Genomic DNA, 18,679 nt, shown 5'->3' with positions numbered 1-18,679 from the left:
CTCGTGGACCGCAGGTCGGCGGCGGCAACAGCCCGCTGCTTCATGGTCGCTGGCGAGAGCTGGAGCCATCCGGCTGCTCGGCGCAACGCTCAGTGTTCATCGACTACGCGAGAAGCTGGACGGCACTCCTCCTCGGGTGTCGCAAGCGCGTAGGTGTGCGACACGACGACGTCCGTGGGTGCGGCAGTCCGCATCGTGCGCGGAGGTCACTGCTGAGATCAGCTGTTCACGATCTGCCGGGGAAGTGCGCCTAGCCCTGCAGCCCTGGGAGACAGGTGGTGCGTCTGGCTGTCATGACACCGAGCCAGTCGATTCGTATGGTGCTGGTCCGCTCCCTTGGTATGCCGTGACGGTTGCCCGGTCTGGGGAGGGGAGAGGAGACAGCGGACTCACGCGGCCCTCACCGCGGAGAGGAACTCGCCGAGCGCCTGGGCGTTGTACGCCTTCCAGTCGAACGCCTGCTGCGGTACGGCGCCCGCGAGATAGGCGCGCATGCCCTCGGCGAGCGCGTCGTCGGAGCGATCGACGATGAGCCCCTGATCGTCGCTGAGCGCATCCGTCACGGAGGCGAACCGCGTGGACACGATGGGCAGATCGAGAACCCTCGCCTCGAGGATGACCATCGGCTGCCCCTCGTAGTCGCTGGAGAGGACGAAGCAGTCGGCTGCCTCGTACAGCGGGAAGGGATTGGACACCTGGCCCGTGAGTGCCACCGCATCCCCGAGCCCCAGGCTCTGCACCAGCGATCGCAGACTCTCGCGGAGGACGCCGTCGCCCACCATCACCAGACGCGTGGCCGGGTTCTCCCGGTGCACCTGTGCGAAGGCGCGGATCATCCTCGCCTGGTTCTTCTCCGGGCTCATCCGGCCGATCGTGAGGAAGGTGGTGTCCTCGGACGGCGGCAGGAACGTCGAGAGCACGGTCTCGAACTCCACCGCCTGGGCGACGGCCTCGCCGCCGTACGCATCGGTGAGCAGGCGGACCTGCGTCCGCAGATCCGCGCCCTGCGGAGCCTCTGCCTGGGGCCGCTGCAGTTCGAACCGCGGGCGGGCTCGGGCGAGAGCCGCCTCGCCGTCGATGAGGTTCCGCGCGTAGGTGAAGGCGGTGTGGGGCGCGTAGTGCTGGAGCCCGGCACGGTTGAGCTCGCAGAGGCTGGGCGACACGGCGACCACGGTGTCGAAGTCGTTGTACAGGTCGAAGACCTGCTTGAGGCGGCGTTCGTGGGGCGTGGAGTCGTTGATCTCCTTGGACACCTCGGAGACCATGTCGTTGTGCTGCCAGATGGACTTCACGCCCGAGGGCGCGGCGGCGAAGATCCCCGCCCACAGAGGTCCGTACCCGGAGAAGTCGATGACGTGGTCGAAGCGGGCGTCTCCGAAGCAGCGCCGCCACTCGTCGTGGAAGTCTTTCCGGGCGCGGGGCGCGCGGGCGTCGTCTCCCCAGGGGAATTCGGCTCCGAGCACCTGCTCCAGCGGCTTCTTGCCCGTGGTGAAGCGGCCTATGCGGGGGAGCAGGCGGATGCGGGGATCGATCCGGCTGAGGAAGCTGAGCGCATCCGGCTTGGTGCTGTGGCCGTACGCCACGGAGACGTCGAAGCGGTCGAAGTCCAGGGAGTTGAGCATGTTGACGCACGAACTCGTGATGCCGTTGGGCAGCAGGCCGCCGGGATAGAGCAGCAGGCTCGTCCGCCCGTCCGAGAAGTCGGAGATCACGGTCCCGCCGGTGTCCTTGCCGCGGAACACGAGGTCCACCACACGCTGCGAGGCTCGTCCGTCGTCGTGGGGGTTGTAGGTCTGCCGCGCGGCGCGGAGGCGGTCCGTCACGGCCTCGTCCGGAGCTGCGAGGAGAGCCTCCGCCGCGGCCTCGACAGTGGTGACGATGGGGCCGGGCCAGTCCGCGGGCTCCTGGTAGAGGCCGCGGTAGCCGGAGTAGGAGTCGTAGTCGGGAATGTAGAACAGGATCGGCCGTTCGAGGGCCTGGTAGTCGTAGAAGATGCTCGAGTAGTCCGTGATCAGTGCGTCCGAGACCGCGAGCGCCGTATTGGCGGGGATGTGGTTCGGCACGAGCCGGTCGCGGAGCTCAGGATGCGCATCCGCCTGCGCGAGGACGCGCTGATGGACCTTGAGGAGAACCCGCCAGCCGGGACCGAGGCGCTCCTGGAGCTCCGTGACGAACTCCGCCGTGGAGGCCATCTCGTCGAGCGGATCGTAGAAGGACGCGCCCTTCCAGGTGGGGGCGTACAGGGCGATCTTCGCACCGGCGGGCACCACGGTCCCGCTTGCGCGAAGACGCTCCAGTGTTTGCTTGCGGCCCAGGGGGCCCTGGAACTGGTGGTCGACGCGCGGATAGCCGACCTCGGCGATCTTCCCGCGGAAGATCCCGTCGAGGCGATAGCCCTTGCGCAGCATGGTCTCTGTGGTGAAGGGGTTCGGCGACAGAATCCAATCTGCTGCCAGGAAGTTCTTGATGATGTTCCGGGTGTCAGGGCCCCCGCCTTCGACGTCGTAGCCCATCCGCTTGAGCGGCGTGCCGTGCCAGGTGTTGATGTAGGTCTGCTCCGGTCTCTTGGAGAGTTCCGGCGGGAAAGTCGAATTGTTGACGAGATAGCCGGCCGTTCCGAGTGCGTAGTAGTACTCGAGGGACTTGTACTCGATGAAGCGCACATTCTTCGCCTTCTCGAACTCCGCGACGATCGGATCGTTCAGGCAGTCCTCCTCGAGCACCCAGAGGTGCTTGAGGTGGGACATGTCCGGTGCTGCCATGAGTGCACGGAATATCGCTTCAGGGTTGCAGACTGCTCCCCGTCCGGAGTTCGCCTCGTAGAGGACGGTGTTCTTCCTGACGGGGAGGCGGCGGGACCGGGCCACCGTCTCCGCGACGAGGCGCCTGTGCGCGCGACTCATGAAGGAAAGCTGTGCCATCGAGACCTCTGATTTCGAACGTTCCGCTGGAATGGTTTGGGCCAAACAGGAATGCCTGCTCTTGGCCGTGCCCTAAAGAACTGTACATGCAACGACTGGGCGGGACGGAAATGAGCCTAGCCATCTGCGGCGACATCATGACGATGCCGGGCCTGCCCGCCTCGCCGTCCGCTGAGCGGATCGACGTCGACGCGGAGGGACAGATCACCGGGCTGTTCTGAGTCAGCGCAGCACGAGGGAGGCCTCGCCGCGCACCAGGTGTGCGACGAGCAGGTCCGGCGTCACCGCCGCGGGGTCGTACTTGTAGCGGAGCTTCTGCACGGGAGAGCGGCGGAGGATCGCCTCCACGTCCACACCGCTGCGCGGTTCCAGCAGCCGTGCGTGGAACGCGTGCGCGGCCTGTGACGAAGGGGCGTATGCCGCATCCCACTCCTGCTGGAACTCCTCGTCGAGCCGGTAGAGCATCTCGAACACGTGATGCAGGTGGTAGTAGTGCGGCAGGTACGGGCGCTCCTCCCACCACAGGTGCAGCGCGGAGCGGAGGAGTGCGACGATCCGGCTGCCCGGCCGCGCCGCCATGAACCAGCTCGAGATGCGCGGCCCGGTGTAGCTCGGGGCGGTGAAACCGGCCGTCAGGCAACGGTCCAGGAACGGCGCCGCCGCCGTGCCCAGCCAGCAGGTGGAGTCCAGCCAGGCGCCTCCGTAGCGGTGCAGCAGTTCGACCCGGAGGATGTCCGAGAAGTACGTCTTGTTCGCCCCCACCGCGGCCTCGATGTTCCGGGGGATGCTCACATAGTAGGGGAGGTCCGCATCGCTGAGCACGTGCGCACTGCCCTCCGCGGCCTCCTCGATCCGTGCGAGACAGCGCTGCACCAGGGGCGGCGCTGCGGCCCTGCCCTGTGCCCAGTAGCTGAAGACCGGGAGCGGGTCGCCCACGCTCCCTTCCCCTCCCGGGGCGGCATCCGCTCGGCGCCTGATCTCCGCGAGCCGCTCCGCCACGAAGAGACCCGTGGTCCTCCTCGCCCGGAATGCCCGCGGGTAGGTCTCCAGCGCGGCGAGCGCATCGAACGGCAGCGGGGCGTCGAGCGCGACCGCCTCCCGGCACACCCGCAGGCTGGAGGCGTCGTCGCGCACCCGGTCGTAAGCCTCGGCGAGCTCGTACCGCAGCTGCGCGTCCTCCGGAGCGAGGGCGACAGCCCGTTCATAGGCGGCCGCGGCGGAGCGCCACCGCCGCTCGTTGAGAAGCGCGCGGGCCTTCTGCACGTGGTGCTCCGGCACGCGGTCCAGACCGGCCGAGGCCGAGACCCGGGCGCGCCTCCGTTCCATGCGCTCCTGAGCCTCCCCGAGCATCGCCGTGAGCAGCCTCGCCGTCTCTTCCGTGAGCGTCGGCAGCCGCCTGATGTGCTCCGACACGAGCGCGAGCTCCTCCGCCGTGCCCGCCTCCGCGAGCAGGCGGCAGACGTCCTGCAGCTGCTCCTCGTCCAACGGCTCCCGCGTCCCGGGATCGCGCAGCATCAGGTCCGGGTCCTTCAGCGTCCGCGTGGAGGGGGAGAGCTGCCTCGCTCCGGTCCAGCCGTAGGTGAAGCAGGCGTCCTCCGGTGTGTCTCCGTCGAAATAGGGGAGGGCGCCCGGCGACTGTGTGAGCATGACGTCGTCCCAGTGCACTCCGCCTGCGCCTGCGCTCATGCCGCACACCAGGCGGATCCAGGCGGCGGTGGCCTCCGCCGGAACGGTGAAGGTGAGTGTCAGCTGCCGTGTCCCCGGCCTGTTGGGCGCCGGTTCCGAGACCGCGACCCGCCAGTCCGTCCTCCCTCCCATGACGCAGCCGAGCGCGATGGTGAGGGCGTCCTTGTGCAGCGCGCCCCGGAGCCGCTCCTCGAGGTGGACGGTGACCTGTGCCGTGTATGTCTCGCCCGGGCGCATGCCCAGGCGGAAGGTGCCCTCCTCGTTCCGCCCTCCCGGAGCGATGTGGGTGTCGTTGCTGCGGCTCGTCCCCTCCACGAACACCGACTGCCGGCCGCCGGCGCACCAGGCGGTCGAGGCGCGGGCGGTGTTGTGCACGTGCGTGTAGAGGCCGCCCTCCGCATAGGGCAGCTCGAAGTCCGAGCGGCCGCGGGAACCGGGAGCGGTCTGCTCGAAGCCGGGATTGGGAACGAGATTGACGATGGTCGACATGCTTCCTCCCTGATCGGTCTCAGCGCAGCGCCGCGGAGATCCGGGCGGCCAGTCTGCGGGCGGCCTCCCCGTCGTCGTGGGGAACGAACTCCCGCTGCCAGCGTCTGTAGGCCTCGGACGGGGCCCAGCCTCCGTACAGGGTGTCCGTGAGCGCCTTCGCGAGCGCGCTCTCCGTGCGCAGCAGCGGCCCTGGAGCCTCAGCGGCGAGATCGAAGTACCCGCCTCTGCCCGTCTCCAGGTAGTCCTCGTAGTCGGGGGTGAAGTACAGGATCGGCCTGCCCGTGACGGCGAAGTCGAACATGATGGAGGAGTAGTCGGTGACCAGGCAGTCGGCCGCGGCCATGAGGTCCGCGGGCTCCGGATACGAGGTCACATCCACCACCCGGTCGCTCCCGAGGTCCTTCCCCCGCCGCAGGGTGACGCTGTGGCCCCGGGCGAGGAGCACGGCGTCCTTGGGAAGGCGCGCCATGAGCCCCGCCGTGTCCAGGGGGCCGAGGCTGCCCTTGGCCTCCGGGCGGAACGTGGGGGCGTAGAGGACCACCGCGGCCTCGGGGGCGAGGCCCAGGTCCGCACGGGCACGCGCACGCAGCGCATCCCGTCCGCTGCCGCTCAGACGGTCGTTGCGCGGATACCCGGTCTCCGCGACCTCGCCCTCGAAGGCGTAGGCGCGGCGGAGGATCTCCGTGGAGTAGGGGTTCTGGGAGAGGAGGAGATCCCATTCGCGGGAGCCCTTCCGCAGCCGCTCCACCGCTTCCGGTTTGCCGCGCCGGTGGGGCACGTCCGCACCGAGGGCCTTGAGGGGCGTGCCGTGCCAGGTCTGGACGATGTACTGGTCCCTGTGCCTCCGGAACCCGCCCGGCAGCCAGGTGTTGAAGACGACCAGTCTGCTGGCGCCCAGTGCCTGCCAGTACGCGCGGCCGCCCGCGATGACCGGCTCCGCCTGGGCCGGGTACTCCACCGAGCGGTCCGCCACCGTGACGTAGTAGGGGCCGGGCACGCCCTCCGCCTGCAGCGCCTCGAGGAGGGCCGGAGGGTTGTCCGAGACGGTCTTGCCGTACCAGGACTCCAGGAACACACCGCCGGCGGGGGAGGGCCTGCCGGGGCCGGTCCAGGCCGAGGCCAGCGATCTGCGGCTGCTGCGCCCCCTCTCGTCGGGGCCGAGCGGCGCGGCGAAGTCGAAGTAGAGCTGTCCGTCCGGCGCATGCTCTGCGCGGATGGCGGCGGAGGGATCCTGCAGGGGGAGCGGAGTCCGGGCGCTCAGCGGTCCGGTGAGGACCACGGGGACCTCGTCCCCGTCCTCGAGCACGGCCCAGGCGCGATACCCGCCGGAGGGCGGTGCGTCCACCTCCGCCCGCCACGCGCGGTGTGCCAGGGGGATGCTGAAGCGCGACGCTTCCGCGCGCTCACCGCGGAGCTCCGTGCGTGCGCCGCGGAGCAGCAGATGCGAGACGGAGTCCGGTGCCGTCGCAGCCAGGGTGATCGCGAGACGCCCGTCGGAGAGCGTCACCTCCGCCGCCGGGCAGCGACGGGGTGCACGGGTGAGCCGGACCAGACCGCCCGTCCCTCTCTCGAGAGCGCCGCCGGAGACAGGCACGGACTCCCAGTCCGTGCTGTTCCAGTGCACGTGCCGCCGCGCACCGTCGCCGCCGGTCAGCGCGATGGCCCAGGACCCTGAGGCAGGGGTGTGCCCGGCTGCGCCGATCCGCAGCTCGCTGCGGCCGTCAGCACTGCGGGACAGGTCGAGGGGCACCGGGCACGAGGCCTTCTCCAGGCTCCACCCGGCGCTCACCGGCACGAAGTCCGGAACGAGCCGGAGGGGCACCACGATCTGCTCTCCCTGCGCCTGCGGCGGCCCGTCCGCGAAGGCCGCGGGTGAGGACCGGACGAGGCACAGGCCGCGCTCCCCGCTCCACTCCGGTGCCAGGCGCCGGCCGGAGACGACGAGCGCCTGCAGATGGCCTGCCGAACCCCAGCCGTACCTGTGCGTGAAGGAGGTCACCTGCGCGGCCTTCCGGTCGTACTGCACGACCAGCTGCACCCGGCCGTGCGGGGAATCGCAGAGATCCTGTACCCGGCACACGGCGCGGAAGGCCGCGGAGGAGAGATCGTGATTCTTGTCCACGAAGCCGTTGACGTCGAGCCAGGGAGCGGGCTCCGTCCTCAGCTCCGTTCCGGCCGCCAGGAGGGTCGCGGCATCGTCGAACGACTGCTCGTCGCCGGCGGGGACCATGAACACGCGGAGAACCGGGGGTGCTTTCCGCGCACGGCCGTCCACCGTCACCCACCCCTCCACATGGAGTTCGGGGCCCTCCCAGTGCACGGCGCGCAGATCAGCTCTCACACCGTGCACGGGTCCGAAGGCCACCGGGGCCGCAGCGGAGGCCGTAGTCCCCGTCGCACTCTCTGGGCTCCCGGCCCTCTCTGCACGTGAGGCCGTCCTCTCCTGTCCGTCCGGCCGCAGCCGTGCGGTGAGGCGTTGTCCCAGCGCAGTGAGTGCGCGGCGCGCGCGGCGGGGACTCACGCGGCCCTCACCGCGGCGAGTGCTTCGACGTCGTAGCCCATCCGCTTGAGCGGCGTGCCGTGCCAGGTGTTGATGTAGGTCTGCTCCGGTCTCTTGGAGAGTTCCGGCGGGAAAGTCGAATTGTTGACGAGATAGCCGGCCGTTCCGAGTGCGTAGTAGTACTCGAGGGACTTGTACTCGATGAAGCGCACATTCTTCGCCTTCTCGAACTCCGCGACGATCGGATCGTTCAGGCAGTCCTCCTCGAGCACCCAGAGGTGCTTGAGGTGGGACATGTCCGGTGCTGCCATGAGTGCACGGAATATCGCTTCAGGGTTGCAGACTGCTCCCCGTCCGGAGTTCGCCTCGTAGAGGACGGTGTTCTTCCTGACGGGGAGGCGGCGGGACCGGGCCACCGTCTCCGCGACGAGGCGCCTGTGCGCGCGACTCCTGAAGGAAAGCTGTGCCATCGAGGTCTCCTGCGTCGGGGAAATGCCGTGAAGCGTAATTGTCGGAATTCGATGATTCGCCATCGGATTCTCTTTCTCCTGCTGTCGCACTGTACATCTCGGTTTCAAGAAAGCGCCTTGAAGGGGGAATGGGGCCGAGTGGGAATCCCCTGACCGCGGTGATTCTGCGATTCACGGAATGAATGCTCTGCGTTTCCTGACAGAAGTATGAGCGGATGATGAGGCGAGTTCGGGGGAAGTGCAGAAGCGGATGCTAGTTTGTCCCGATGCCTGTGAGGGACGGACGGATCGACAACGCCAAGGGCGCTCTCATCGTGCTCGTGGTTCTCGGGCACCTGCTCGAGGGATTGAGCTCCGGGTGGGACGACGGCCTCGGGTGCCTCGTGCTCACCTCGATCTACGCGTTCCACATGCCGGCCTTCGTGTTCCTCGCGGGCATCACCGCCAAGTCGAAGCGGCTGGGCGAACGGGTCCTCAACCTCCTCCTCACGCTCCTCGCCGCACAGCTCGTCTACTACGTCGTGGAGCGGTTCGCCGGCGATCCCTTCGAGTGGAGCTGGATCAGACCACACTGGATCCTGTGGTTCCTCTTCGCGATGATCGCCTGGTACCTCACGGTGCCGCTCATCGAGAGGGTCCCGCGGATCATGGCCGTGGTCTCCGTCGCCACCGGCCTGCTCGCCGGAGCGGTTCCCGCCGCCGACTACGAGTTCTCGCTCTCGCGCATGCTGGTGTTCTGGCCCCTGTTCGTCCTGGGCAAGGTCTACGGGTCCTGCGCCCTCTCATGGCTGTCCGCCATGCCGCTGTGGACCAAGCTGGGTCTGGCCTTCGCCGCCATGTGCCCGCTGCTGGCACTCTTCATCGCAGACCTCCAGCGCGAGTGGCTCTACGGCAGCCGGAACTACGAATGGCTCGAGGTGGGCACGCTCCACGGCATCCTCGTCCGGCTCTGCCTCTATCTCATCTCCCTGCTGGTCATCGTCGCGCTCCTCGCAGGCGTTCCCTCCCGGAGCACCGTGGTGACGACGATGGGCGCCCGCTCGCTCTCGGTCTATCTGCTTCACGGTCTGGCCGTCATCGTGCTCACACCGGCTCTGGCCTCGATCTACGACGGCGGGTACGACCGGCGGGTCCAGGTGGGCGCCGTGGTGCTGTGCGCGCTGCTCGCATGGGCGCTGGCTCAGGTGCTGTCGTTGCGGCCGCTGCACTGGCTCGTCTCCGAACCCTCCAAGCGGCTCGCCGCGGCCGTGATGCGACGTGTGCCGGGCTCTGGTTCTGAGGTGATCCCCAGCAAGTCTGCGGTGTCGGAGGCATCCTCACCCCGCCACCGGTCGTAGAGTGGATGACCGTCACCACGGGCCCGCTGCTCTCAGCGCGCCCCACCCGGATTGAGGACTCGCGTATTGGACACCGCCGAACAGCTCGCCGAGCAGGACGGTCCGCAGCCGGCGGCTGCCGAGGCCGGCGCCGCGGACGCGGAGCGCGCCTCCCGCTGGGTGCGGCTGCGCCGCTTCGTCCGTGAGGTCCTGTCCTTCCTCTCCGTGGGCGGCATCTCCTACATCGTGGACGTGGGGCTCTCGAATCTGCTGCTGTTCGGCTTCGCCGGCATCCCTGCTCTGCTGGACGGCAGCCCCATCAAGGCCAAGGTGGTCTCCACCCTCGTCTCCGTGGCGGTCGCCTGGCTGGGCAACCGATTCCTCACCTACGGCGGCCGCGACTCCGGCTCCGAGTTCTCCACGATCTGGAAGTTCGCGGTGGCGAACGCGATCGGCATGGTCATCGTCGTCGCACCGCTGGGGATGACGTGGTACCTGCTGGAGATGCGCGACCCGGTCACGTACAACATCTCGACGAACATCGTGGGGATCGGCCTCGCGATGGTCTTCAGGTTCTGGGCCTACCGCACCTGGGTGTTCCCGGACCGCGGCGCCGCACGCGAGGTGGTGGAGTGAGCCGCGCTCAGCCGCGGTGAAACTGCGGAGCGTCTGAGGCGGAGCCCTGCGCAGTGCGGCTGCCCGGCTCAGCGGCTGCGGATCCTGCGCAGCGCGGTGACACCGCTGCGGTAGGCGCTCACGACCGGCGCCGGTGCGAGGGTGCGGAGCTCCGCCCGCACACCTCGCAGATCCTGTGCCAGCGCCTGCCGCCCCAGGTCCGTGAGCTGCGCCTGGCGGGAGCGTGCGGCCAGCAGCACCAGGGCGCGTTCGAAGGAGTCCTCCGGCGGGTGGAAGTAGTTCTCCCGCAGCCAGTCCCGCGTGGGGAACGGGAAGTCACCGGCGCGCAGCTGCTCCAGGGTGCGTTCGAGCCCGGAGCCGGAGAACGCCGCGTTCAGCATCTCCTCGTTCACCCCGAAGTCGGAGACGACGAGCGTCGGCAGGCCCCGGTCCAGCGACTCCAGTGCGGCGGTGGAGGAGACCGTCACCAGCGCCGTGCCGGGAGTGAGGAACTCGGCCATCGGCCCGTACTCCAGCCGCATCCGCGCGCTCGCCTCGCCGGAGGTGTGCATCCGCCCCAGCAGCTCGCGGTACGGCACATGCTCGTGGTGGGTCTCCTGCTCACCCTCCCGCGAACGGAGCTTGATCGCCACCGTCCGGCCGGCCTCGGCCCGCGCCCAGTCGTCCAGGGCGCGCAGGATCTGCAGACGCTGGCTGCGCAGCGGCGGGACCTTGGCCTGCGGGGCGAACACGATCCGGTGCACCCGCCCACCGCCCCGCACAGGTTCCGGCGGTGCCGCTGAAGCCAGCATCGGCAGGCGGGTCACGAGGATGTCCGCCGGGTACCGGAGCGCGCCGTACACCCTGCGGTACGCGGCGGCCTCCGCATGCGAATGCGTGACGAAGGCGTCGCCGAGGCGCCTGTACCGGGCCCCCTTCGTGGTCGCCGGCAGACCCACCCCGGGCAGGCCGGAGAGCAGCGCCGGGCGCGGTGACACGCGGGCGGCGGTGGAGTGGATCTGCTGCACGACGGGACCGGTGGCCGCCGCCAGGACGATGTCCGGCCGCAGGCGTTCGAGCTCCCCGCGCAGAGCTCTGCGCGTCACGACACCGGGGGAGCGCCCCTCCCACCGTGTGCCGGTCAGTGCCGCGCTCCGCTGTTCCGGCACCGGCAGCAGCGGGGTGTCGAGGAGCAGGAGCTCGGTGCGGAAATCTGCCGTCCCCGCGCCCTGCAGGCCCGCCAGCAGATGCGCTGCCCATTTGAGGTACGACTCCGAATCGGCAACGGCGAGGATCTTGGGCGCCGCCGAGCCCCGCATCAGCATGTCTGCCTCGTCCACTCCCGCAGCGCCTTCCCGTTCCGCGCGGTGCTCGCCCGGAACTCCGCGGGTGCCGCATCCGTCCACCAGGCCGGTTCCACGGGAGTCACCGCGAAGACCGCCTCCGGGTTCATCGTCGCCAGGCTCACCACCGCGGTCGAGGGCAGGCTCAGCACGTGGACGCCGGGTGGGAGCGAGGAGAGCCGGAGTTCGAGGGGCAGCCCGGGCTCGGCCACGCGCACGCCCTCGAGCTGAGCGACGCGCGCGAGGAAGTCCGGCGACTCGCGGCGGTGGGGGTAGTAGGTCGCGGAACGGGCGGAGAGGCCGGTGCCGCGGCCCGCGGCACCGCGCACCCAGTCGAGGTACGCCGCCGGCCGGATGAGCCCGTCCGCGGCCATCGCGGAGCCGATCACCACGGCCTCGGACTCCGGTGCCTCACCGCTTCCCACGCTGCGGGCGTGCTCGAAGCGGTGCTCGCGGATGCGGACACTGCGCGCGGCGGCGCTCGCCCGCAGCTCAGGACCGGGGCGCAGCGCCGTGAACCAGTCGACCCGTCCCTTCCGTGCGAGGCCGCGCAGCCGAGCGGCGAAGAACGCGGAGAGCCTGCTGCGCACCGGGCTCAGCCGCTGGCGGGGACGGCTCAGCGGACCGGTGCCGGAGACCAGCTGCTCCACCACGCTGAGGGTCGCGAGGCCGTCGTCGAGGATCGTGAGCTCCGGCAGGAGTGACAGCAGGTAGCTCTGCGAGACCGTCCGCTGGATCCGTCCTGAGCACAGGTCGCCTACCAGCAGACGTGTGGTCCGTGCCTGCGGTGCGTACGACGGCGGGCGCGTGGAGACGGTCACGCCGGGAGGCAGCCAGCCCTCCGGCAGCTGGCGCAGGAACTGCTCCATCCCGCGTGCGTCCGGCCGCGCGTGCACCACTGCCTCCTCCGTGCCGCGCAGCGCCTCCAGGGCGGAGACGAACTGGAAGGGCGATTCGACGAGGGCGCGTGCGGTCATCGGCGGCTCCCGGTGCCTGTGGCGGTGGGGATGAGCGAGGCGGCTGTGCGTGACGAAGGCGCGGCTGTGGGCGCGGGCGCGGGTGCGGGAACCGACGGCGCGACTGTGGGAGAGGCGGGTGCGGGTGCGGCGGCACGCGGGACGCGCGCGTTCAGCACGCTCCTGACCTTCGCCGCCAGCGGTCGCACACGGGCTGCGACGGGTTCCGGCAGGGTCTGAGCCACGGTGCTCCGTGCCCGGTCCAGCACTGTGCGAGTACGGGGAGGGAGGCCGCCGGGAAGCCCGAGCTTGGTGAGCCGGCGGCGCTTGAAGTACTCCGGCGCGGCAGAGTAGTGAGCGGTCAGGAAGGCCTGTGCCGAGTCCCGCAGATGCGGGTAGATGCGCGACTGCATGCAGTAGCCCACCGCGTCCGTGAGCTCCTGCAGCGAGAACGCCCGATCGCCGTAGGCCCCACCCTGCGCTCCGCCGTGGGCTGCCTCGGGGCCGTGAGCTGCCTCGGCGCTGTGGGTGCTCTCCGAAGTGTGAGCGGCCTCCGCGCCGTGAGCGTCGTCGAAGAGGTACCGGCAGATGGTCACGGGGATGCGGTTGCTGTTCTCATAGGGTGCGAACGCCTCCAGAGCCAGATCCGTGCCCAGCGACCGGGCCTTCGCCCCGTAGAGCCGCCAGGCCGTCACCATGCCGGTGGAGAAGCAGCTGTACACCGCGGCCGGCCGCATCCGGTCCAGGCAGAGTTCGAGCGGGACGGACGAGGGCGCCAGTTCGAAGGCCGCGCCGGCCTCTGCCGCCCGTGCGGCCAGCACACTGCTGACCGAGGACGAAGCGGCCGGGTGGGGCTTGAAGACGACGGAGGTGCAGCCGGCATCCAGGGCGGATCTGACCATGGCGGCATAGACCTCGGTCTCCTGCTCGTGGGTGAGGAGGTCGATGTCGGAGAGGTACTGCCCGATGATGAGCGCCGTCCCCTCCCGCTCCTCCGGGAGCTGCACCGCAGCGCTGTCCGCCACCTCGCCGATGGCGGCGCGCACGGCCTCGGGCGGCACCACCAGGTGCTCCACCCGTTCGAACTCGGAGAGCATGAGCGGTCGCAGACCCGGCACGAGGTCCACATAGACGAAGCCCCGCAGACGGTTCCACAGCAGCGGAGAGAGCCGGTTGCGGGTGGGGCCGTAGCCCATGAGGCCGTCCGAGTGCACGAAGAGCTCCGCCTCGAGGAACACGGCCGCGAGCGCCCGGCCGGGGTTCGACTGCACGGACTCGAGGAAGAGCTGCACGCGTCCGTCCGCGCTCTCCAGCTCCCAGGCGCGGGTGAACAGCTTGGACCACATCGTGCGCTCGATGTCCTTGGGCCCCCACTGGGCCGGATGCATCGGCCAGATCCACTCGTTGAGGCTGATCACCCTGTCGAACCGCGTGAGCAGGGGCGCGGCCTCCGGCCTCTGGGCGAACGACGGACCCACCTCGTTGACCACGCGGTTGTCGGACACGAGGAGGACGCGCTCCTGCGCCTCCTCGAGCAGCCCGGAGTCCATGGCGGCGGCGAGACTGGCGAGCTGCAGCCAGGAGGACACGGCGAACACCTGCTTCACGGCATGGTCCTTCCTGCGGTGCGGGGGTTGTGCGGGGTGCGGAGGTTCTGCGGGGCGCGGAAATTCTGCGGGGCGCGGGCGCCGGCAGAGGAACGCGCGGCCTTCCGCCTGCTGAGTGCGCGGAGCACCGGCCGGAGATGGTCGCGCCGCTTGCGGCTGAAGGTGTCCACGAGTGTCCCCAGCTCCGCCTCGCTGAGTCCCTCCGCCACGCGCGTGAGCTCGGAGACCAGCTGCGTGCGCAGGCCCCTGGTCATCTCCGCGCGGCGCTGCAGGTGGATGTCCGCCAGCGCGAAGAGGTTGTGCGCGGCCTTGAGGGTCCGCGGATCGCCCTCCGCCCCGCCGGAGAGCTCCCGGGTGAGCGCGAGGGTCTTCTCGCAGCTGCGGATGAAGTCCAGCTGCGTCTCGTTGTAGACCGCCGTGAGCGAACCGCCCACTCCGCGCCGGTAGTAGGCACCCGGTGTGGTGACCACCGCGAAGGTCTCGGACCGGAGCATGATCCGCCAGTTCCACTCGCGGTCCTCCGCGCTGCGCAGCGATTCGTCGAAGTACAGCAGCCCGCGCTCCAGCAGCCTGCGGTGGTAGAGGCCCGTGGGCGGATTGGGGTAGTCGACCATCGTCTGGTCGAATCCGCGCACCGTGTGGTCGGCGGTCCGCAGACGGGTGTTCCGCAGGTACACCGGGGCGGACTTGAGCGTGCGGTGCTTGCCCGCCGCCAGGATGATGTCTGTCCGCACCGAGTCCACCTCGAGGTGCTCGAAGGCCTCGAGCATCACCGCGAGGTGCCCGTCGGCGTACCAGTCATCACTGTCGAGGAAGGTGATGCCGGTGCCGGTCGCGGCGCGCATCCCCGCGTTGCGCGCCGCGGAGACGCCGGTGGGCTGCGGATTGCGGAGCAGGCGGAATGCCCCGAACCGGTCCGCGAACCGCCCGGCGATCTCCGCGGTGTGGTCCTCCGAACCGTCGTCGATCACCACCACCTCCATGTCCTCGGGAGGGAGCCCCTGAAGGGTGAGGGAGGTGAGCGATTCCGCGATGTAGGATTCGGCGTCCTTGGCGGGGACGATGACGGAGAGCCTGGGGGACGTGGTCACTGGTGCGTGTTCTCCCGCCGTTACTTGCGCAGCGAGGCGATCTTGGACTCCTCGCCGGGCATGATGCGCTTCTCACCATCGCCCAGGGCGCGCTCCAGCACGCGCACGCCGCGGCAGAGCGCGATGAACTCGTCCGGCTCCATGGACGCGGACTGGTCCGAGCCCCACATGGTGGTGTCGAGCGTGATGTGGCGCTCCACCGTCACCGCGCCCAGTGCCACGGCGGCCAGCGAGATCTCCGTGCCGATCTCGTGCCCGGAGTAGCCCACCGGGACCCCGTAGCGCCTCTCCATCGCCGGGATCGCCCGGAGGTTGGCCTCCTCCGGCGGCAGCGGGTAGGTGGAGGCGGCGTGCATGAGCACCAGGTTCTCGCGGTCGAAGACCTCCACCGCGGCGTCCAGGATGTCCCAGTCGGACATCCCGGAGGAGCACAGCACCGGCTTTCCGGTGGCGGCGATCGCGCGGAGGAGCTCGAAGTCCGTGAGGGAGGCCGAGGCCACCTTGTAGGTGAGCGCATCGAACTCGTTCTCGAGGAAGTCCACGGAATCCGTGTCCCACGGCGAGGCGAACCACTGCAGGCCCAGCTGCTTGGCGTGCGCGTCGATCTCCCGGTACTGCTCGCGCTCGAACTCCACGCGGTACTTGTACTCGAGGTAGGTCATGGTGCCCCAGGGCGTCTCGCGCATCTTGGACTTCTGCGCCTCCGGCACGGCCACGTCCGGGTTCCGCTTCTGGAACTTCACCGCCTGCGCGCCGGCCTCCGCCGCCACGTCCATGAGCCGCTTGGCGAGCTCGACCTCGCCGTTGTGGTTGATGCCGATCTCGCCGATCATGTAGACCGGCTGCCCGGCGCCCACCGAGTGCTCCCCGATCCGCACGGGTGCGGGCGCGGAGGAGGGCGCTGCGGAGGTGCGTGCCGCGGCGGAGGGTGCGGTGCGGGGTGCGAGCGTCTGGATCATGCGAACTCCTTGGTCTTGTGGGTGTGCGGGGCCGCGAAGGCGATGGGGGACGAGGTGAGGTCGGGGGTGCGCGCCGGGAGCGCGGAATCGGGGATGAGGTCGCAGACCTCGCGGACGGCGCCGTGGCCCCCGGGTCTCGAGAGGACGACCCGGGCGGCCGCGAGGACCTTGGGATGGGCGTCGGCCACGGCGATGGGCCAGCCCACCGCCCCGAAGGCGGGCAGATCGTTGAGGTCGTTGCCCACGTAGGCGACCTTCTGCGGGTCGACCTCCTTGGAGGCCATCCAGGCCTCCAGTGCGGCGGCCTTGTCGTCGATGCCCTGGAGCACCTCCGTCCGCAGCTTCTCCGCGCGCCTGCTGACGACGGGGTTGCGCTCCTTGGAGAGGATGAGGAACGGGAACCCGGCGGAGACGAGGCGGCCGACGCCCAGGCCGTCGCCGCGGTGGGTCCGGACGACCTCGCGGCCGTCGTCCGCGACGAGGACGGAGTCGTCCGTGTGCACGCCGTCGAAGTCCGTGACGAGCGCCTGCACGTCCAGGAGGGGGTGCGCGTCCTGCTGCGCGGCGATGGAGCGCACCAGGGTCAGGTCGCTCATCGAATCGATCTCGCGGGCGTGCTCCTCCGGCACCTCCTCGATCATGATGCGGCCGAAGAACCGGTGCCGGTGCTCGAGGAAGCCCTCGGTCCGCATGACGTAGAAGGCCCCGGTCTCGTTGAAGTGGGGCTCGCGGTCCTGGCGCCGCGGCCGGTGGGAGGCGACGTGCCCCACGGCCTCCGCCGCCGCGTCCGGTCCCAGCTTCCAGAGGAAGGAGTGGTCCGCGACCGCGGAGAAGACGACGTCCGCGGAGTGCGAGGCGACGCGGTCCACCGCGTTGTCCAGCGAGGCCGCGTCGATGAAGGGGGAGGTGCACTGGATGAAGACCGTGATGGCGTAGGGGGTGCCGAGCTCCGCGAGGGCGTGCAGGAGCGCCGACTCGCTGGTGGCGTGGTCGCCGGAGATGTCGGAGGGGCGCCGGATGACCTGTGCGCCGGCGGCACGAGCCTCCTCGGCGATGCCGTCATGGTCCGTGGAAACGACCACGTGGTCGATCCGCTGGGCGTGCTGTGCGGACTCGATGGCACGCGTCAGCAGGCTCTTGCCCGCCACCTTCTGGAGGTTCTTCAGCGGGATCCCCTTGGACCCGCCTCGGGCCGGGATGATGGCGACCGTGCGCTGTGCGGCGGCCGTGTGCGGGGCCTCGAGGGGCGTCTGCGGATTCCCGAGGTGCGGGGTGCGGGAGGCGGTGGCCGCTGCGGTGCGCGGCGGCGCCGTCCCGGTGGTAGGAGCTGTCATAGGCGGCCACTGTAGGGCGGTGAGTGTGGCCGCCAGGTGAACGGAAGGCGGCGGCTGCGCAAGGTTCGGGTGTTGTCATCCGGTGTTCACCCGGGGGTCGCGAACCGTACGCCGGTGAGCCGCCCGCAGGCCGGATTCCGTGTGGGGAACAGACGCTGCGGCTGCACCGGTGCGAGGCCTGCGGACGGCCTCAGCGGAAGACACAGGCGTGGGTCTCTGTTCCGCCGATGCTCCCGCCTGCGCGGCCGCAACGCCTCGCGGCCGCTGTGCCTGCGGGGGTCGCTGCGTCCGCCGGGGCCGCTGTGCCCGCCGGGGACTCATGCCTGCCGGGGCGTCACCCCCGCGCGGGCACGGCGGAGAGGAGCGCGTTGCGCAGACGGTCGCGGCGCGTGGCGGAGAGACGGTGCATGAGGGTGGAGCCCACGCGCATGACCTGCGGGGAGAGCATCCGGGCGGTCTCGTAGCGCCGCAGGGAGCGGGGGAGCGAGCCGTCCTCGCGGAGGAATCGCGCGAGCGCGACGGCGTCGATGAGGGCCTCGTTCGCCCCGCGCCCCAGGTTGGGCGCCATCGCGTGGGCGGCGTCGCCCAGAAGCACCGCGTGCCGCTCGGCACCACGGAGTGGTACGGACCGCACCAGCCGCCGAGGCCAGCGCGAGACCCAGACGTCGTTCACGAGGGTCTGGGCCTCGGTCGCATGGGCGAGGACCCGCTGTGGGTCCTCGGCATGGCCCTCCCACCGCTCGCGCAGATGTCGCAGCGCGTGGGCCCGCGAGTCGAAGCGCTGTGCCGGGACGGTGGAGAACCAGTTGACGCCGCCGCCGGGCCGCGGGGTGATCCCGAAGATCCCGTCCGGCCGCCACACCTCCTGGAAGCGGCCCTCGACAGGGTCGGCGTCGATGACGCCGCGGATCACCGTGGCGCCCAGCCGCCGAGCGGCCGAGGCCGGTCCCCAGAAGTCCCGGCGCACCGTGCTGTGCACGCCGTCGGCGCCCACGACCAGATCCGCGTGCAGTCCCGTCACCGAGTGCACGGAGTGGCGGTGCACCTGCACCGAGTGCGGGAGGACGGAGCGGAGGAGATCGCGCAGCTCCGGGCGGGGGAGGAGCGTGATCTCCACGCCGCTCATCCGCACCAGAGGCCGGCCCTGACCGTCCGCGAGCATCCCGCCGGTGACCGTGACGCAGCGGCGGCGGAACTCCTCGAGGAGGCCGAGCCTCTCCAGGGCCCGCCGCCCGCCGGCCTGGAGGGCGAACAGCGTGGGGACCGTGGGCTCCTGCCATGCGGCCTCGTGCAGGTGGACGTCCCAGCGGGCGGGCAGCTGCGAGGCGAGGGCGAGTCCGGCGATCCCGGCGCCCACGATGTGCACGGTGGTCATGGTCCGAATCTACCGGG

Annotated in this window: 14 protein-coding genes; 3 read left to right on the top strand and 11 right to left on the bottom strand. The window is 70.3% G+C overall.

What is annotated here, in order from left to right:
- Positions 1-389: 389 nt before the first annotated feature.
- Positions 390-2,903 carry a CDP-glycerol glycerophosphotransferase family protein gene (locus ABD240_RS15395; RefSeq protein ID WP_344338289.1) on the bottom strand — a complete coding sequence of 838 codons (2,514 nt, stop codon included), beginning with the start codon at positions 2,901-2,903 and terminating at the stop codon, positions 390-392.
- 128 nt (positions 2,904-3,031) lie between these two features.
- Here ABD240_RS15395 and ABD240_RS17135 point away from each other — a divergent pair, with 128 nt between their 5' ends.
- A complete protein-coding gene (locus ABD240_RS17135; protein ID WP_425547052.1) occupies positions 3,032-3,142 on the top strand; it encodes a formate--tetrahydrofolate ligase in 111 nt (36 codons plus the stop codon).
- A gap of 1 nt (position 3,143) precedes the next feature.
- On the opposite strand, the gene ABD240_RS15385 is transcribed toward ABD240_RS17135, so the two are convergent.
- The 3 genes from ABD240_RS15385 to ABD240_RS15375 form a co-directional block, all read right to left on the bottom strand.
- Complete coding sequence (locus ABD240_RS15385) at positions 3,144-5,096, bottom strand: capsular polysaccharide synthesis protein (RefSeq protein ID WP_344338285.1); 1,953 nt, start codon at positions 5,094-5,096, stop codon at positions 3,144-3,146.
- Positions 5,097-5,115: 19 nt separating this feature from the next.
- Positions 5,116-7,437 (bottom strand): CDP-glycerol glycerophosphotransferase family protein, encoded by a 2,322-nt coding sequence (locus ABD240_RS15380; protein WP_344338283.1) that lies wholly within the window; start codon positions 7,435-7,437, stop codon positions 5,116-5,118.
- Positions 7,438-7,613: 176 nt separating this feature from the next.
- Positions 7,614-8,066, bottom strand: coding sequence for a CDP-glycerol glycerophosphotransferase family protein (locus ABD240_RS15375; RefSeq protein ID WP_344338281.1), 453 nt, complete (start codon positions 8,064-8,066; stop codon positions 7,614-7,616).
- Between the two features lie 266 nt (positions 8,067-8,332).
- On the opposite strand from ABD240_RS15375, the gene ABD240_RS15370 reads away from it, so the two are divergent.
- Together ABD240_RS15370 and ABD240_RS15365 are read left to right on the top strand one after the other, a co-directional pair.
- On the top strand, positions 8,333-9,403 hold the full coding sequence (locus ABD240_RS15370; RefSeq protein WP_344338279.1) for an acyltransferase family protein: 1,071 nt from the start codon (positions 8,333-8,335) through the stop codon (positions 9,401-9,403).
- A 66-nt stretch (positions 9,404-9,469) separates the two neighbouring features.
- Positions 9,470-10,018, top strand: a complete 549-nt coding sequence (locus tag ABD240_RS15365) for a GtrA family protein (protein ID WP_291795500.1) — start codon at positions 9,470-9,472, stop codon at positions 10,016-10,018.
- 68 nt (positions 10,019-10,086) lie between these two features.
- On the opposite strand, the gene ABD240_RS15360 is transcribed toward ABD240_RS15365, so the two are convergent.
- From ABD240_RS15360 to ABD240_RS15330, 7 genes are all read right to left on the bottom strand, one after another.
- Positions 10,087-11,337, bottom strand: coding sequence for a DUF6716 putative glycosyltransferase (locus tag ABD240_RS15360; protein WP_291795494.1), 1,251 nt, complete (start codon positions 11,335-11,337; stop codon positions 10,087-10,089).
- Complete coding sequence (locus ABD240_RS15355) at positions 11,316-12,317, bottom strand: hypothetical protein (RefSeq protein WP_344338274.1); 1,002 nt, start codon at positions 12,315-12,317, stop codon at positions 11,316-11,318. The genes ABD240_RS15360 and ABD240_RS15355 overlap by 22 nt, the downstream gene beginning before the upstream one ends.
- Positions 12,314-13,903, bottom strand: a complete 1,590-nt coding sequence (locus ABD240_RS15350) for a polysialyltransferase family glycosyltransferase (protein ID WP_344338271.1) — start codon at positions 13,901-13,903, stop codon at positions 12,314-12,316. The genes ABD240_RS15355 and ABD240_RS15350 overlap by 4 nt, the downstream gene beginning before the upstream one ends.
- Positions 13,900-14,994: a glycosyltransferase family 2 protein gene (locus ABD240_RS15345; protein WP_291795485.1), complete on the bottom strand. Its 1,095-nt coding sequence runs from the start codon at positions 14,992-14,994 to the stop codon at positions 13,900-13,902. The genes ABD240_RS15350 and ABD240_RS15345 overlap by 4 nt, the downstream gene beginning before the upstream one ends.
- 20 nt (positions 14,995-15,014) lie before the next feature.
- Positions 15,015-15,953 carry an N-acetylneuraminate synthase family protein gene (locus ABD240_RS15340; protein ID WP_344338266.1) on the bottom strand — a complete coding sequence of 313 codons (939 nt, stop codon included), beginning with the start codon at positions 15,951-15,953 and terminating at the stop codon, positions 15,015-15,017.
- Positions 15,950-17,287 carry a cytidylyltransferase domain-containing protein gene (locus ABD240_RS15335; protein WP_344338263.1) on the bottom strand — a complete coding sequence of 446 codons (1,338 nt, stop codon included), beginning with the start codon at positions 17,285-17,287 and terminating at the stop codon, positions 15,950-15,952. Before ABD240_RS15335 ends, ABD240_RS15340 begins: the two co-directional genes overlap by 4 nt.
- Positions 17,288-17,621: 334 nt before the next feature.
- The gene (locus ABD240_RS15330; RefSeq protein ID WP_344338261.1) at positions 17,622-18,662 is read right to left on the bottom strand and encodes an FAD-dependent monooxygenase; all 1,041 of its coding nucleotides are present in this window, start codon (positions 18,660-18,662) and stop codon (positions 17,622-17,624) included.
- Between the last annotated feature and the right edge of the window lie 17 nt (positions 18,663-18,679).

Origin of the sequence: Brevibacterium salitolerans (genome assembly GCF_039531405.1) — a bacterium.
Taxonomy (GTDB): domain Bacteria; phylum Actinomycetota; class Actinomycetes; order Actinomycetales; family Brevibacteriaceae; genus Brevibacterium; species Brevibacterium salitolerans.
This window is presented reverse-complemented; position numbering and strand designations above follow the sequence as displayed.

Excerpts from the sequence above, each read along its gene's own strand:
- ABD240_RS15340 (WP_344338266.1), bottom strand. The coding sequence starts at position 15,953 with ATGATCCAGACGCTCGCACCCCGCACCGCACCCTCCGCCGCGGCACGC.
- ABD240_RS15335 (WP_344338263.1), bottom strand. The coding sequence starts at position 17,287 with ATGACAGCTCCTACCACCGGGACGGCGCCGCCGCGCACCGCAGCGGCC.
- ABD240_RS15355 (WP_344338274.1), bottom strand. The coding sequence starts at position 12,317 with ATGACCGCACGCGCCCTCGTCGAATCGCCCTTCCAGTTCGTCTCCGCC.
- ABD240_RS15330 (WP_344338261.1), bottom strand. The coding sequence starts at position 18,662 with ATGACCACCGTGCACATCGTGGGCGCCGGGATCGCCGGACTCGCCCTC.
- ABD240_RS15385 (WP_344338285.1), bottom strand. The coding sequence starts at position 5,096 with ATGTCGACCATCGTCAATCTCGTTCCCAATCCCGGCTTCGAGCAGACC.
- ABD240_RS15370 (WP_344338279.1), top strand. The coding sequence starts at position 8,333 with ATGCCTGTGAGGGACGGACGGATCGACAACGCCAAGGGCGCTCTCATC.
- ABD240_RS15375 (WP_344338281.1), bottom strand. The coding sequence starts at position 8,066 with ATGGCACAGCTTTCCTTCAGGAGTCGCGCGCACAGGCGCCTCGTCGCG.
- ABD240_RS15395 (WP_344338289.1), bottom strand. The coding sequence starts at position 2,903 with ATGAGTCGCGCGCACAGGCGCCTCGTCGCGGAGACGGTGGCCCGGTCC.
- ABD240_RS17135 (WP_425547052.1), top strand. The coding sequence starts at position 3,032 with ATGAGCCTAGCCATCTGCGGCGACATCATGACGATGCCGGGCCTGCCC.